The 14,303-nt window shown below is 70.3% G+C and carries 10 protein-coding genes and 4 tRNA genes; 9 read left to right on the forward strand and 5 right to left on the reverse strand.

The genetic code is table 11. The features are described from left to right. Positions 1-906: 906 nt before the first annotated feature. Positions 907-1,257: a metallopeptidase family protein gene (locus ACZ4NT_RS12955; protein ID WP_121404852.1), complete on the reverse strand. Its 351-nt coding sequence runs from the start codon at positions 1,255-1,257 to the stop codon at positions 907-909. 103 nt (positions 1,258-1,360) lie between these two features. On the opposite strand from ACZ4NT_RS12955, the gene ACZ4NT_RS12960 reads away from it, so the two are divergent. The 4 genes from ACZ4NT_RS12960 to ACZ4NT_RS12975 all read left to right on the forward strand — a co-directional run bounded on the left by ACZ4NT_RS12960 (position 1,361) and on the right by ACZ4NT_RS12975 (position 3,372). Further along, on the forward strand, positions 1,361-2,950 hold the full coding sequence (locus ACZ4NT_RS12960) for a metallophosphoesterase (RefSeq protein ID WP_121404853.1): 1,590 nt from the start codon (positions 1,361-1,363) through the stop codon (positions 2,948-2,950). Between the two features lie 126 nt (positions 2,951-3,076). After that, positions 3,077-3,149, forward strand: a tRNA-Glu gene (locus ACZ4NT_RS12965). Between the two features lie 47 nt (positions 3,150-3,196). Next, positions 3,197-3,271: transfer RNA gene (locus tag ACZ4NT_RS12970), tRNA-Asp, on the forward strand. A gap of 24 nt (positions 3,272-3,295) precedes the next feature. Next, positions 3,296-3,372: transfer RNA gene (locus ACZ4NT_RS12975), tRNA-Phe, on the forward strand. A 61-nt stretch (positions 3,373-3,433) separates the two neighbouring features. Here the strand turns inward: ACZ4NT_RS12975 and ACZ4NT_RS12980 are convergent. Next, the gene (locus ACZ4NT_RS12980) at positions 3,434-4,483 is read right to left on the reverse strand and encodes an ABC transporter permease (protein WP_121406309.1); all 1,050 of its coding nucleotides are present in this window, start codon (positions 4,481-4,483) and stop codon (positions 3,434-3,436) included. 140 nt (positions 4,484-4,623) lie between these two features. Between ACZ4NT_RS12980 and hrpA the strand changes: the two genes are divergently transcribed. The 3 genes from hrpA (at position 4,624) to ACZ4NT_RS12995 (ending at position 9,118) form a co-directional block, all read left to right on the forward strand. Beyond that, positions 4,624-8,592: an ATP-dependent RNA helicase HrpA gene (hrpA, locus tag ACZ4NT_RS12985; RefSeq protein ID WP_467725208.1), complete on the forward strand. Its 3,969-nt coding sequence runs from the start codon at positions 4,624-4,626 to the stop codon at positions 8,590-8,592. A gap of 93 nt (positions 8,593-8,685) precedes the next feature. Beyond that, a tRNA-Asp gene (locus ACZ4NT_RS12990) sits at positions 8,686-8,760 on the forward strand. Positions 8,761-8,926: 166 nt separating this feature from the next. After that, on the forward strand, positions 8,927-9,118 hold the full coding sequence (locus ACZ4NT_RS12995; protein ID WP_121404855.1) for a DUF6274 family protein: 192 nt from the start codon (positions 8,927-8,929) through the stop codon (positions 9,116-9,118). A 483-nt stretch (positions 9,119-9,601) separates the two neighbouring features. Here ACZ4NT_RS12995 and bldC read toward each other — a convergent pair whose 3' ends face one another. After that, complete coding sequence (gene bldC, locus ACZ4NT_RS13000; RefSeq protein WP_003949541.1) at positions 9,602-9,808, reverse strand: developmental transcriptional regulator BldC; 207 nt, start codon at positions 9,806-9,808, stop codon at positions 9,602-9,604. A gap of 547 nt (positions 9,809-10,355) precedes the next feature. After that, entirely contained in the window at positions 10,356-11,207 is an 852-nt protein-coding gene (locus tag ACZ4NT_RS13005; protein WP_467725210.1) for a DUF8083 family protein, read from the reverse strand. Positions 11,208-11,452: 245 nt separating this feature from the next. On the opposite strand from ACZ4NT_RS13005, the gene ACZ4NT_RS13010 reads away from it, so the two are divergent. Together ACZ4NT_RS13010 and ACZ4NT_RS13015 are read left to right on the forward strand one after the other, a co-directional pair. After that, complete coding sequence (locus ACZ4NT_RS13010; RefSeq protein WP_121404857.1) at positions 11,453-12,535, forward strand: Glu/Leu/Phe/Val dehydrogenase dimerization domain-containing protein; 1,083 nt, start codon at positions 11,453-11,455, stop codon at positions 12,533-12,535. A 291-nt stretch (positions 12,536-12,826) separates the two neighbouring features. Continuing rightward, the gene (locus ACZ4NT_RS13015) at positions 12,827-13,081 is read left to right on the forward strand and encodes a DUF3073 domain-containing protein (RefSeq protein ID WP_121404858.1); all 255 of its coding nucleotides are present in this window, start codon (positions 12,827-12,829) and stop codon (positions 13,079-13,081) included. A gap of 114 nt (positions 13,082-13,195) precedes the next feature. On the opposite strand, the gene purM is transcribed toward ACZ4NT_RS13015, so the two are convergent. Beyond that, positions 13,196-14,263, reverse strand: coding sequence for a phosphoribosylformylglycinamidine cyclo-ligase (gene purM / locus ACZ4NT_RS13020; RefSeq protein ID WP_121404859.1), 1,068 nt, complete (start codon positions 14,261-14,263; stop codon positions 13,196-13,198). Positions 14,264-14,303 lie beyond the last annotated feature (40 nt).

A 14,303-nucleotide genomic window follows, 5' to 3' on the forward strand; every position in this document is an offset into this window, starting at 1 on the left:
CCGTCGAGACGGGGCCACACCCCACCGAGGAACGCTGGTGACGGACGGAGGTGCCCGACCAGCGACGGGCGGATGTACCGGCACGGCCCCGACCCACCCACCACCCGCAGCGCACCCGCACCCGCACCGACCCCGCACCACGCCCACCTCAAGACGCCCCCGAGAACCCCACCCCCGCCCGAGGCGCCGGCTCCCGCTGCACCAGTTGCGTGGTCTGCTCATGCGCCGAGGACGACGGCTCGGCGGTCGGATCCGCGGACGGTTGCGCCGTCTCCGTAGGAGTCGGTTCCCCCGTACGCGTAGGACTCGGCTCCCCCTTCGTGGGCCGAGGCTCCCCCGGCCCACCCCCCGTACCGCCGGAACCCCCCTTGCCCCCCTTGCCGTCCTTCGACGTCACCTCGGCGGAGGGCTTCGCGGACCTGCCCCCCGACGCGGACGCGGACGAGGACGCCTTTCCCGACGCGGAACCCCCCGGCTCGCCCGGGCCGCCCCGCCCCCCGGACCCCCGGGGGAACCCCGCCGCACCACCGGACCCCGCCGAGTCCCCGCCCGGCTCCTCCCCGCCCCGCTGCCCCGCGGAGTGCGACGGCCCGGGCCCGGCCCCGTCGTCGCCCACGCTCATGCAACCGGCCGCCGCGGCGACGGCGACGACCGTGGCGGCCAGACGGACAGGTACGTACAAGGCGCGCACGGGCAGCCACCTCCGGGGGCGGGTCGGGAGTCCACCTGCCCAACTCCCCGCGCCCGCCCGAGGACACGCGCCCCCACGAGCCACCCGCCCCATCAGGCCAAGCGCACCGGCACCCGCACCCGCACCCGCACCCGCACCCGCACAGCCGAACGAGCCACAGCGAACGGTGAGGACGAAGCACACGAGTCCGGACGGCCGCTCACGTCACCGGGAGCTCACCCGTACCCCAACGCATGCAGCCGCGCGTCGTCGATCCCGAAGTGATGCGCGATCTCGTGGACGACGGTCACCTCGGTCTCCGCGACCACGTCCTCACGCGTGTCGCACATCCGCAGCGTCGGCCCCCGGTAGATCGTGATCCGGTCCGGCAGCACCCCGGCGTACCACTCGCCGCGGTCGGTCAGCGGCGTGCCCTCGTACAGCCCGAGCAGCCCGGGGTCGTCGGCGGGCGGTTCGTCCTCGACGAACACCGCCACGTTGTCCATCAGCCGCGTCAGCTCCGGCGGAATCCGGTCCAACGCCTCGGACACCAGTTCCTCGAACTCCTCGCGCGTCATCTCCAGCACACGGCCATTGTCCGGTACGGGGCCCCGACAGGAGAGCCGGCGCGAAAGCCCGCCGCGGACCCGCCCCCGCATATCCCCCGCCGCCCCTGGGCATACGGCACCAATGGCCAGCGCCGCCACCACCCCGCACCGCCTCCGCACGCTCACCAGCGCCCTGACCCGCACCCTCGCCCCCGTCCGGAACGCACCCCGCGCCCTGCTCCGGCACTACCGCTCCGGCCGCGGCCGGCCGGTGGTCGAACTGGTCCAGCAACCGCACCCCTACACCCGTGCTCTCGGCCTCATAGCCGTCGTCCTGCTGGGCGCCTGGCTGGGCCTGCTGATCGTCGGCAACGTCCGCGCCCCGGTCGGCCCGATGGACACGACGATGACGCTGCGCCCCTCCCTCACCGGCGGCACGAAGATCAACATCTCGCCGCTCGGCGCGCTGGAACTCCGCAGCCACCAGGCCCCGATCCGCCTGGACGTGGACGTCGACCAGCTCGACCCGGTCCGCTCCCAGGCCCTCGTGGACCACCCCGAGCGGCTCTCCGGCCTCCAGGACGAGGTCACGCGGGACGTCGAGCACGGCACCCTCGACCTGGCCGTCCGCTCCTGCATCGCCGTCGTCTCGGGCGCCACGGCACTGGGCCTCGCGGTCTACCGCCGCCCCCGCCGCGCGCTGGCCGCCGGCGGCCTCGCACTGGCGCTCCTGGCCGCGTCCGGCGCGACGGCCTACGCCACCTGGAACCCCAAGTCGGTCCTGGAGCCGAAGTTCTCCGGACTGCTCTCCTCGGCACCCTCCGTCGTCGGCGACGCCCGCAGCATCGTGACCGAATTCGACGTCTACCAGAAGGAGTTGGCGCGCCTGGTGACGAACGTGACGAAGCTGTACGACGCCACGTCGACCCTTCCGGCCTACGAACCGGACCCCGCCACGATCCGGGTCCTGCACGTCTCCGACATCCACCTCAACCCGGCGAGCTGGAAGATCATCGCCTCGCTGGTGAAGCAGTACGACATCGATGTGATCGTCGACTCCGGCGACACCATGGACCACGGATCGGCGGCCGAGAACGGCTTCCTGGACCCGATCCCGGACCTCGGCGCCCCGTACGTCTGGGTGCGCGGCAACCACGACTCCGCGGACACCCAGCGGTATCTGGAGCGGATGAAGAACGTGCACGTCCTCGACGACGGAAGGGCGGTCTCCGTGGCCGGGCTGCGCTTCGCCGGGATCGGCGACCCGCAGTTCACCCCCGACCGGGCGGTGCGCGCGGGCGGCGACGCGGCGGAACGGATGGCGGGCTGGCGCCTGGCCTCGGCCCTCGTCGACCAGAAGACGGCGGGCACCCCGGTCGACATCGCCGTCGCCCACAACCCGGACGCCGCCCGCCAGACGGACGGCGACGTGCCGCTCGTGCTCGCCGGCCACGTGCACCACGAGGAGATGGAGGTCATGAAGTACGGCACCCGGCTCCGCGTCGAGGGCTCCACGGGCGGCAGCGGCCTGCGGGCCGTGGAGGGCAGGTACCCGGACCCGATCGAGGCCTCGGTGCTCTATCTGGACCGCGACACCCGCCACCTGCAGGCCTGGGACGAGATCGCGCTGGGCGGTCTCGGTCTGACGACGGCGGAGGTCAGCCGCCATCTGCCGGAGGAGAACCGGCCGGGCGCGCCCCGGTCCCCCAGCCCCACGGAATCGGCCCCCTGAGCCCGCCGGACGACGGCGGCCCCACGCCCGCGGAACCCCGCGGGAAACCGTTTTGGCGATACCTCCCGCCATCCCATATGCTTCTCACGTCCCCGACGCGCTGAGAAGCGCCCAGGCGGGCCGATAGCCCTCATCGTCTAGCGGCCTAGGACGCCGCCCTTTCAAGGCGGTAGCACGGGTTCGAATCCCGTTGGGGGCACGCAAAACCGTGTGCGACACTGTCTTACGCAGCCGCACACAAAGCTTGGTCCTGTGGAGCAGTTTGGAGTGCTCGCCACCCTGTCAAGGTGGAGGCCGCGGGTTCAAATCCCGTCAGGACCGCTGAGATTCCGCAAGGAATCTCGTGGCTGGGTAGCTCAGTTGGTACGAGCGATCGCCTGAAAAGCGATAGGTCGCCGGTTCGACCCCGGCCCCAGCCACCACCCGAAGGCCCCGTCCGCCAGGACGGGGCCTTCGTCGTACGCGCGTCGGGCCGGGGCCCGTTCAGGCCGCGTGCGCCGGTCCCGTCGCCCGGCCGCCCGGGTGCCGGTGGCGCCAGGTCCAGAACACCGCGCAGGAGACCAGGGCCCAGCCGGCGAGCACCAGGAACGGGAAGACGTGCTGGTGGCCGGCGAAGTACACCGCCGTGTGCTGGGCGTTGACCGAGCCGCCCGGGGGCAGCCACCGGCCGATGACGCCGAGCGGGGACGGCAGCAGGGGCCAGGACACCGCGCCGCCCGACGACGGGTTGCCGAGCAGGACCATCAGCCCCCAGGTGGGCAGCATCGCCCAGCGTCCGAAGAGGGTGTTGAACATCGTGAAGACCATGCCGGAGGCGAACATCGTCAGGGCGAGGATCAGCCAGGACTCCACGAACGGCAGATCCAGCGCCCCCAGGAGCCAGTCCACCACCGCGGCGATCACGAACCCGCCGAGCAGGGCGTACACGAGGGTGAACGCGATGCGCTCCAGCGGGTTCAGCCCCTTGGCGTGCACGCTGAGCTGGATGGCCCCGACGAATCCGATGATCACGGCCGCCAGGGAGACGTAGAAGATCGCGAGTCCGCGGGGGTCGCCCTCCTGGAGGGGCTTGATGTCCCGGACGGTGACCGCGGTCCCGGTCTCCCTGCCGACGGCCGGTGCCGCCTCCGCGAGGATCTCCGCGACCGAAGCCCCGGATGCCCCGGAGACGTCCAGGGTGACGCGGTCTCCCGCGTCCTTCACCTCCAGGACGGCGAAGACCTCCTGGTCGTCCACCGCCTCGACGGCCGCCGCCCGGCTGTCGTAGGGGTGGATCTTCAGGGAGGCGGCGAGCGCCTTCTCCATGCCGTCGATGAACGCCTTCCCCCGCCCTTGCTCGTAGGCCCCGATCACCGCCGTCGGCACATGGCGCGGCGTCGGATTCGCCATGGAGTAGGTGTACGAGCCCGCGAAGAGGCCGGCCGCAGCGGCGAGGATCAGCACCAGGACGGAAGCGGGCAGGAAGGGGGACTCCTTGAAGGACGCCCAGCGTTCGCCCCGGGTGGGTGCTCTGCCGTGGGCACCGTGCGGCATCTCGGACATACGGCCACGCTAAAGGCGCATAAAGGATATTTCTCAGCGTAAGGGAATATTCATCCGCCTTGCCTGGTCCGGCGGGGCCCGCGCAAAAGCGTTCGCCAGTCTTTTCGCCGAGGTGAGATCCTGGATCGCGTATGTCTACGCACCCTGCCCCCGTTCTCGGCGATCTCGCCGCCCGCCTGGCCGAGCTGTCCCTGCGCGACGCGCACCGGCTCGGGCGCAGGCTCGAAGGCGCGCGCAAGATCCGCAAGCCCGAGGCCCGGTCCGCCGTGCTCGCCGAGATCGACGCGGAGGTCACCCGGGCCGAGACCCGCATGGCCGAGCGCCGCAGCCGCGTCCCGGCCGTCACCTATCCCGAGCAGCTCCCGGTCAGCCAGGAGAAGGACGCGATCGCGGCGGCCATCCGGGACCATCAGGTCGTGATCGTCGCCGGCGAGACCGGCTCCGGCAAGACGACGCAGATCCCGAAGATCTGTATGGAACTCGGCCGCGGCGTCCGCGGCATGATCGGGCACACGCAGCCCCGCCGGATCGCCGCCCGCACCGTCGCCGAGCGCGTCGCCGACGAGCTCGGCACGCCCCTCGGCGAGGCCGTCGGCTGGAAGGTCCGCTTCACCGACCAGGTGAATCCGGACGGCACCTTCGTCAAGCTCATGACGGACGGCATCCTGCTCGCCGAGATCCAGACGGACCGCGAACTGCGCGCGTACGACACGATCATCATCGACGAGGCCCACGAGCGGTCGCTGAACATCGACTTCCTGCTCGGCTACCTGGCGCAGCTCCTGCCCAAGCGGCCGGACCTCAAGGTCGTCATCACCTCCGCCACCATCGACCCGGAGCGCTTCTCCCGGCACTTCGGAGACGCCCCGATCGTCGAGGTCAGCGGACGCACGTATCCGGTGGAGGTCCGCTACCGCCCCCTCCTGGAGGAGGACTCCGACGACGCCGACCGCGACCAGATCACCGCGATCACCGACGCCGTCGAGGAACTGATGGCGGAGGGCAAGGGAGACATCCTCGTCTTCCTCTCCGGTGAGCGGGAGATCCGGGACACCGCCGACGCGCTCACCAAGAAGAACTACCGCTTCACCGAGGTCCTCCCTCTCTACGCGCGCCTCTCGCACGCCGAGCAGCACCGCGTCTTCCAGCAGCACACCGGGCGCAGGATCGTTCTGGCGACCAACGTCGCCGAGACCTCCCTCACCGTCCCGGGCATCAAGTACGTCATCGACCCCGGCACGGCCCGCATCTCGCGCTACAGCCACCGCACGAAGGTGCAGCGCCTGCCCATCGAGCCGGTCTCGCAGGCCAGCGCCAACCAGCGCAAGGGCCGCTGCGGCCGCACCAGCGACGGCATCTGCATCCGGCTCTACAGCGAGGACGACTTCCTCTCCCGCCCGGAGTTCACGGACGCGGAGATCCTGCGGACGAACCTCGCCTCCGTCATCCTCCAGATGACCGCGGCCGGCCTCGGCGACATCGAGAAGTTCCCCTTCATCGACCCGCCGGACCACCGCAACATCCGGGACGGCGTGCAGCTGCTGCAGGAGCTGGGCGCTCTCGACCCGGCCCAGAAGGACCCGCGCAAGCGGCTCACCGAGACCGGCCGCAAGCTCGCCCAGCTGCCCGTGGACCCCCGGCTGGCCCGGATGGTCCTGGAGGCCGACCGGAACGGCTGCGTGCGCGAGGTGATGGTGATCGCCGCCGCGCTCTCCATCCAGGACCCGCGCGAGCGGCCCGCGGACAAGCAGGCCCAGGCCGACCAGCAGCACGCCCGCTTCAAGGACGAGACCAGCGACTTCCTCGCGTTCCTCAACCTGTGGCGGTACGTGCGCGAGCAGCAGAAGGAGCGGGGCTCGTCCTCGTTCCGCCGCATGTGCAAACAGGAGTACCTGAACTTCCTGCGCATCCGCGAGTGGCAGGACATCTACAGCCAGCTGCGCACGGTCGCCAAGCAGATGGGCATCCAGCCGAACGAGGACGACGCCGCCGACCAGAGCGTCCACGTCTCGCTGCTCGCCGGCCTGCTCTCCCACGTCGGCATGAAGGACGTGAAGGAGACCGGCGGCGAGAGCGGCCGGAGCACCGGCAGGAACGAGTACCTGGGCGCCCGCAACGCCAAGTTCGCGATCTTCCCGGGGTCGGCGCTCTTCAAGAAGCCCCCGCGGTTCGTGATGTCCGCCGAACTGGTCGAGACGTCCCGTCTCTGGGCGCGGGTCAACGCGAAGATCGAGCCGGAGTGGGTGGAGCCGCTGGCCGGGCACCTCCTCAAGCGCACGTACAGCGAACCGCACTGGGAGAAGGACCAGGCCGCGGTGATGGCGTACGAGAAGGTCACGCTGTACGGCGTCCCGATCGTCGCGCAGCGCAAGGTGAACTACGGGCGCATCGACCCCGAGGCCTCCCGCGAGCTGTTCATCCGCAACGCCCTCGTCGAGGGCGACTGGCGCACGCACCACAAGTTCTTCGCCGACAACCGCAAGCTCCTCACCGAGGTCGAGGAGCTGGAGCACCGGGCGCGGCGCCGGGACATCCTGGTCGACGACGAGACTCTTTTCGACTTCTACGACCAGCGGGTGCCCGAACACGTCGTGTCGGGCGCGCACTTCGACTCGTGGTGGAAGCACAAGCGCCACGAGGAGCCGGAGTTCCTCGACTTCGAGCGCTCGATGCTCATCAACGAGCGCGCCGGCGACGTCAGCAAGGACGACTATCCGGACTCGTGGCGCCAGGGGCGGCTCAAGTTCCGGGTCACCTACCAGTTCGAGCCGGGTGCGGACGCGGACGGCGTGACCGTCCACATCCCGCTCCAGGTCCTCAACCAGGTCACGGACGAGGGCTTCGACTGGCAGATCCCGGGACTGCGGGAGGAGGTCGTGACCGAGCTGATCCGGTCCCTGCCGAAGCCGATCCGCCGGAACTACGTGCCGGCCCCCAACTTCGCCGGGCGGTTCCTGGAGCAGGCGGTCCCCCTCCAGGAGCCCCTGACGACGACGATGGCCCGCGAGCTCAAGCGCATGGTGGGCGTCCCGCTCACCGCCGACGACTTCGACTGGTCCCGCGTCCCGGACCACCTCAAGATCACGTTCCGGATCGTCGACGAAAGGCGCCGCAAGCTGGCCGAGGACAAGGACCTGGAGGCCCTCCAGGTCCGGCTGAAGCCGAAGGCGCGCAAGGCGATCTCCCAGGCCGCGGCGGCCACCGCCGAGCGCGAGGGCGGCCAGTCCCTGGAGCGCTCCGGCCTCACGGACTGGACCATCGGCTCGCTGGCCCGCGTTTTCGAGACGCGGCGCGCGGGACAGCCGGTGAAGGCCTATCCCGCGCTCGTCGACGACGGGGACACCGTCTCCGTGCGCCTCTTCGACACCGAGGCGGAGCAGCAGGAGGCCATGTGGAAGGGCACCCGGCGCCTGATCCTGCGCAACATCCCGGTGAATCCGGCCAAGTTCGCCTCGGACAAGCTGACGAACGCCCAGAAGCTCGCGCTCTCCGCCAATCCGCACGGCACCGTCCAGGCCCTCTTCGACGACTGCGCGATGGCCGCGGCGGACAAGCTGATCGGCGACTTCGGCGGTCCCGCCTGGGACGAGGAGTCGTACCGGAAGCTGTACGACCGGGTGCGCGCCGAGATCGTGGACACCACCGTCCGCACGGTCGGCCAGGTGCAGCAGGTGCTGGCCGCCTGGCAGGCCTGTGAGCGCCGCCTGAAGGGCACCAGGAGCACCGCGCTGCTCGCCAACCTGGCGGACGTACGGACGCAGCTGGACGCCCTCGTGAAGCCCGGTTTCGTGACGCAGACCGGTCTGCGCCGCCTCCCGGACCTGATGCGCTACCTGGTGGCCGCCGACCGGCGCCTGCAGCAGATGCCGACCGGCGTCCAGCGGGACACCACCCGCATGGAGAAGGTCCACGAGATGCAGGACGAGTACGCGTGGTTGCTGGAGCAGCTGCCCCAGGGCCGCCCGGTCCCCCAGCAGGTCCTGGACATCCGCTGGATGCTGGAGGAGTTGCGGGTCAGCTACTTCGCGCATGCGCTGGGCACGGCGTACCCCGTCTCCGACAAGCGGATCGTGAAGGCGATCGACGCGGCCGTCCCGTAATCGCGCCCGTACGGTGGGTGAGTTCGACCACCGGGCTCACCCTCCTGTACAGTCCTTCTCGCAGCACAGCGAAGGAAAGTGACTGCGAAACCTGGTCCTGTGGAGCAGTTTGGAGTGCTCGCCACCCTGTCAAGGTGGAGGCCGCGGGTTCAAATCCCGTCAGGACCGCATGAAATCGAGAGCCCGGGTCTTCGGACCCGGGCTCTCGTGCGTGTGCCCGCCCCCCGGACCCGGGGGGCCCTTCCGGCAACCCCGGGCGCCCGAGGGCGTCTTGACGCCGCCTCGATCCGCCGGTACCCAGAAACCAGGGCCCTCGACCTCTCGGAGGTGGCGTATGGCAGCGACCGCCAGGCACGAGACGCGGGCCCTGCTGCGGGCCCATCTGTCCGCCGCGACCCGGTACCGCCACCTGACGCGACACTGCCCGATCTGCCATCAACTCCTGCGCCTGGCCATGGAACCCGCCCCGCACGGCGAGGAGAGCCCCGAAGGGGCCGCCGAGGACGAGAGCCCTTCCCCGGCCTGACCCGTGCCGCGCCGGGCCGGCGCCACGCCGGCACGCATTCCCCCCTAGCGCAGACCTCACAGGGGCAACAAGAACCCCGACGTGTGACGGGTGTCACCGCATAAGTTTTCAGAACGGCGGTACTTACGCCCCGCCTACAACTGGTCAATTTTATATGTGCCATTGCACCGGTCCCAGAGGTGCCCCACAGGAGTTCCGACAGCCCTCCCCAGACTCCGACAAGGGTGCTCACAGTCGGTCCGTTCAGCGCACATCCCGGTCAGAAGCAGGGCACATCCAGAGCCCATCCCGGGAGGAACCAGGGCATAAAAAAAGATCGCGCTGGACCCGGCGGAGTCCAGCGCGATCGACGACACACCCTTGACGCATGCTTGTTCAGCTGGGGCGTGGGCTCCGTTGGGGCGGAACCCGCGTCGCTTGGAGCTGTTGCCCGGGCGTCCGACAGGTTGGGGGACCTGCCGACATGCCCGGCTATGCGGTTGTTCAGGCCTCGCTGCGCTGCTGGGGGATGCCCGCGAGCAATGCGCGGACCTCCGCCTCGCGGTAGCGGCGATGCCCGCCGAGCGTGCGGATCGACGTGAGCTTGCCGGCCTTCGCCCACCGCGTGACCGTCTTGGGGTCGACACGGAACATGGTGGCAACCTCAGCCGGGGTCAGCAGCGGCTCGGCATCAGGGGTGCGAGCGGTCATGAGCGGCCTCCTCGGGAGAACCGAACCTTCTCGGTTCTTTCCTCTAAATTCTGCACCTTGACCCGCGTTGCCCGAAATGGCGGACGCGAGTCGAGTCGGTTATAGGACGAACGGCTTGTCCTCGGCACTACAACTACACCATCTGTCCAGCCGCGTCGGCCAAACCGATGGAATTGCCCTCCCAGGTGTTCATCAGCGACGGAAGCCGATGGACCATGCCATAGCGGACAGTCACACCCCTGTGACGATCAGTCACAGGGGTGATCAGGGGACACCAGACCCCCCATAGCGTGCAATGCTGAGATTCCACCCAAAGTCGGACGGACGGAGTCCTCCCCGGACTCCTTGTCCTATTTTGGCATGAGGAGGGGCAAGCGGCGCAAGGGTCAAGTAAGTGCGGTCCGTCACGCTTACGGCAAAAGCCCGTATCGGGACCTACGTCCCGTACCAGGAGGACTCCGCTGCGTCAGGAGAGAGCCGGGGGGCGGTTGTGAACCCTGGGCCAAGGGTGCTCAGTCCACCACGACGGCGGGCTTCTGTCAGCCCCTCAGTTCGCCGAGCGCCGGTCCCGGACCGCGCGCCAGCGCTCCACGAGCCGGCCGTACGCCTCGCCCGCGGTGACCCCGTCACCGGTCCGCAGCGCCTCGATGCCCTCGGCGACGTCGGCCGCCGAGTGGTCGCCCTCCAGCTCCCCGGCCGGCAGCACGTGCACGAGACCGCCGTAGTCCAGCTCGACGAGCGACCGGGGGTGGAACTCCTCCAGCCACCGGCCGACGTCCAGCAGTCCGTCGATCAGCGGTCCTTGGTCGATGGCGTCCTTCAGCGTCCGCAGCGCCCGCGCCACCCGTCGCCTGGCCTGCACCATCGGCGTCCGGTAGCGCAGCAGCGGCGGCTCCTGTCCCGACTCCCCCGAGCCCTTGTCGTACTCCCGCTCCTCGTCGGAGACCAGCACGAACCAGTTCAGCGGCACCTGCCACGTCGAGGTGCGGATCCACGGGCGGGCGTCGGGGTTGCGGGCCAGCCAGCGCTCGTAGTCCTGCGTGGCCTGGTGGCGCACGAGCGGGGGCAGCAGCGCGTCCAGGACCGGCGCCGGGAAGTCCTCGGCCAGCTCGCCCAGGGCCTGCCAGCCGCGCAGCCGCGTGCGCCAGGGACAGACGCAGAGCACCCCGTCGACCTCCGCGACGAAGGCGTCCCCGCTCTCGTGCACGGGCACCGGAACCGGCGGGACCGGCAGCAAATCGGCGAGGGACCGGCGCAGTTCGTCCTGGTACGAGGGGCGGTCCGGGCGCCGGGCGTAACGGGCCCAGTGGCCGCGCTCCGGCTCCGCGAAGGCGTCCAGCGGTTCGTACACACGCAGATAGGACGCGTACGGGACGATCACCGAGGACACCTTGGGCACGCCTGCTCCCTCCCCAACGGACCGGACGCGAAACCCGGGCGCGAAAGCCGCTCGACCCGCGCGCGAGCGACCCGGAAAACACTCAAATCGTCCCACGGCCGTGAGGGAACGTACTCCGGGAGAGGGTGATCCTGAACACTGCGCGGATGGCGGCCGGGCCCAGGCTCTAATCTCATGCCAACGGAAGCCCGCCACCCGCACGGGCACCGCCTCCAACCGCCGCTACGTAGCTGGGAGTCACCACCGTGACCGACGTAACCAACGGCGTCCTGCACACCCTGTTCCAGTCGGATCAGGGGGGCCACGAGCAAGTCGTGCTGTGCCAGGACCGGGCCACCGGCCTCAAGGCCGTCATCGCCATCCACTCCACCGCTCTGGGCCCCGCCCTGGGCGGTACGCGCTTCTACCCCTACGCGAACGAGGCGGAGGCCGTCGCCGACGCCCTGAACCTCTCGCGCGGGATGTCGTACAAGAACGCCATGGCCGGTCTCGACCACGGCGGAGGCAAGGCCGTCATCATCGGTGACCCCGACCGGATCAAGACCGAGGACCTGCTCCTCGCGTACGGCCGCTTCGTGGCCTCCCTCGGCGGCCGCTACGTCACCGCGTGCGACGTGGGCACCTACGTCGCCGACATGGACGTCGTGGCGCGCGAGTGCCGCTGGACCACCGGCCGCTCCCCGGAGAACGGCGGTGCGGGCGACTCCTCCGTGCTGACCGCGTTCGGCGTCTACCAGGGCATGCGGGCCAGCGCCCAGCACCTGTGGGGCGACCCGACGCTGCGCGGGCGCAGGGTCGGCATCGCCGGCGTCGGCAAGGTCGGCCACCACCTGGTGGAGCACCTGCTGGAGGACGGCGCCGAGGTCGTCATCACCGACGTGCGGGAGGACGCGGTGGGCCGGATCGTCCACCGGCACCCGTCCGTGCGGGCCGTGCCGGACACCGAGGCCCTGATCAGGGTCGAGGGGCTCGACATCTACGCCCCGTGCGCGCTGGGCGGAGCGCTGGACGACCAGTCCGTGCCGGTGCTCACCGCGAAGGTGGTCTGCGGCGCCGCCAACAACCAGCTCGCCCACCCGGGAGTGGAGAAGGACCTCGCGGACCGCGGGATCCTCTACGCCCCCGACTACGTGGTGAACGCCGGCGGGGTCATCCAGGTCGCCGACGAGCTCCACGGCTTCGACTTCGACCGGTGCAAGGCGAAGGCGACGAAGATCTTCGACACCACGCTCGGAATATTCGCACGTGCGAAGACCGATGGCATTCCGCCGGCCGCCGCGGCCGACCGGATCGCCGAGCAGCGCATCGCCGAGGCACGCGGCCGCTGACACGCGGAGCCGCTTGTCAGGGACCCGCCGACGCGTTCTTCGAGAGAACTCTCACGTCCGTCGGCGGGTCGGGCGCCCAGAAGAGGTTAAAATCGCCGTTGACCAGCGGGGACAGGGCACCTCGCGGGTTCTGGGCGAAGGCGCGTCCTGCGGGCGACGTACCGTATGGCCGCGGGCTCAGGTACCGTGGAAGCCCTACGGACCGGTCTCTCCACGGAGAGCCCGTTCCAGATCATGAACGCGTGTCAAGACTCTGGGGCCACCGAGCCCCGTATCCGAGGGGGTCGAGCCATGGGGCGCGGCCGGGCAAAGGCCAAGCAGACGAAGGTCGCCCGCCAGCTGAAGTACAGCAGCGGCGGGACTGACCTCTCGCGCCTGGCCAATGAGCTGGGCGCTTCGACTTCGAGCCAGCCGCCGAATGGCGAGCCGTTCGAGGACGACGACGAGGAAGACGACCCGTACGCCCAGTACGCGGATCTCTACAACGACGACGACGAGGACGAGGACGACCAGTCCGGCCCCCAGTCGCACCGTCGTGGCGCGTAGCGCTTAAGCGGGCTCAGCAGGTTCCACGGCACTTCGTAGGAACTCTCAGCACTGCACTTCACCCGGTCCGGGGCCACAGCGCCGGACCGGGTTCAGTGCTGTCCCGGCCTTGCCTCAGCTCGCGTAGTCACCCACGAGCGCCGCGCCCGTCGGGTGCTCGCCGCGGTCGGTGATCTCGCCCGCGATCCAGGCGTCCACGCCCCGGTCCGCGAGGGTGGCGAGAGCGACGTCCGCCGACTCGCCCGGGACGACCGCGATCATGCCGACGCCCATGTTCAGCGTCTTCTCCAGCTCCAGCCGCTCCACCTGGCCCGTCCGGCCGACCAGGTCGAAGACCGGGGCCGGGGTCCAGGTCTCGCGGTCCACGATCGCGTGCAGGCCGTCCGGGACGACCCGCGCCAGGTTGGCCGCGAGACCGCCGCCCGTGATGTGCGAGAAGGCGTGCACCTCGGTGGTGCGGGTGAGCGCCAGGCAGTCCAGCGAGTAGATCTTGGTGGGCTCCAGAAGCTCCTCGCCGAGCGTCCGGCCGAACTCCTCGATGCGCTGGTCGAGGCTCAGGTTCCCGCGCTCGAAGAGCACGTGCCGGACCAGCGAGTACCCGTTCGAGTGAAGGCCGGAGGCCGCCATGGCGATCACCGCGTCACCCTTACGGATGCGATCGGCGCCGAGCAGCCGGTCCGCCTCGACCACGCCCGTGCCCGCGCCGGCGACGTCGAAGTCGTCCGGACCGAGCAGACCGGGGTGCTCGGCCGTCTCGCCGCCCACCAGGGCGCAGCCGGCGAGGACACAGCCCTCGGCGATGCCCTTCACGATGGCGGCGACCCGCTCCGGGTGGACCTTGCCGACGCAGATGTAGTCCGTCATGAAGAGCGGCTCGGCGCCGCACACCACGATGTCGTCCATGACCATCGCGACGAGGTCGTGGCCGATGGTGTCGTACACGCCGAGCTGCCGGGCGAGGTCGACCTTCGTGCCGACGCCGTCCGTGGCGGAGGCGAGCAGCGGGCGCTCGAAGCGCTTGAGGGCGGAGGCGTCGAAGAGGCCGGCGAATCCGCCGAGGCCGCCGAGGACCTCGGGGCGCTGCGTCTTCTTCACCCACTCCTTCATCAGCTCGACGGCGCGGTCGCCCGCCTCGATGTCGACGCCCGCGGCTGCGTAGCTGGCACCTGTGGTCTCAGACATGGCTGTGAGAACTTTCGTGTCGTACAGCTGTAGTGCTGCG

This window comes from Streptomyces sp. NPDC026417 (assembly GCF_055567695.1).

Bases quoted from the DNA above. Each gene is read 5' to 3' on its own strand.
- ACZ4NT_RS12980 (WP_121406309.1), bottom strand. From the start codon at position 4,483: ATGCCGCACGGTGCCCACGGCAGAGCACCCACCCGGGGCGAACGCTGG.
- hrpA (WP_467725208.1), top strand. From the start codon at position 4,624: ATGTCTACGCACCCTGCCCCCGTTCTCGGCGATCTCGCCGCCCGCCTG.
- ACZ4NT_RS12995 (WP_121404855.1), top strand. From the start codon at position 8,927: ATGGCAGCGACCGCCAGGCACGAGACGCGGGCCCTGCTGCGGGCCCAT.
- bldC (WP_003949541.1), bottom strand. From the start codon at position 9,808: ATGACCGCTCGCACCCCTGATGCCGAGCCGCTGCTGACCCCGGCTGAG.
- ACZ4NT_RS12960 (WP_121404853.1), top strand. From the start codon at position 1,361: ATGGCCAGCGCCGCCACCACCCCGCACCGCCTCCGCACGCTCACCAGC.
- ACZ4NT_RS13015 (WP_121404858.1), top strand. From the start codon at position 12,827: ATGGGGCGCGGCCGGGCAAAGGCCAAGCAGACGAAGGTCGCCCGCCAG.
- purM (WP_121404859.1), bottom strand. From the start codon at position 14,263: ATGTCTGAGACCACAGGTGCCAGCTACGCAGCCGCGGGCGTCGACATC.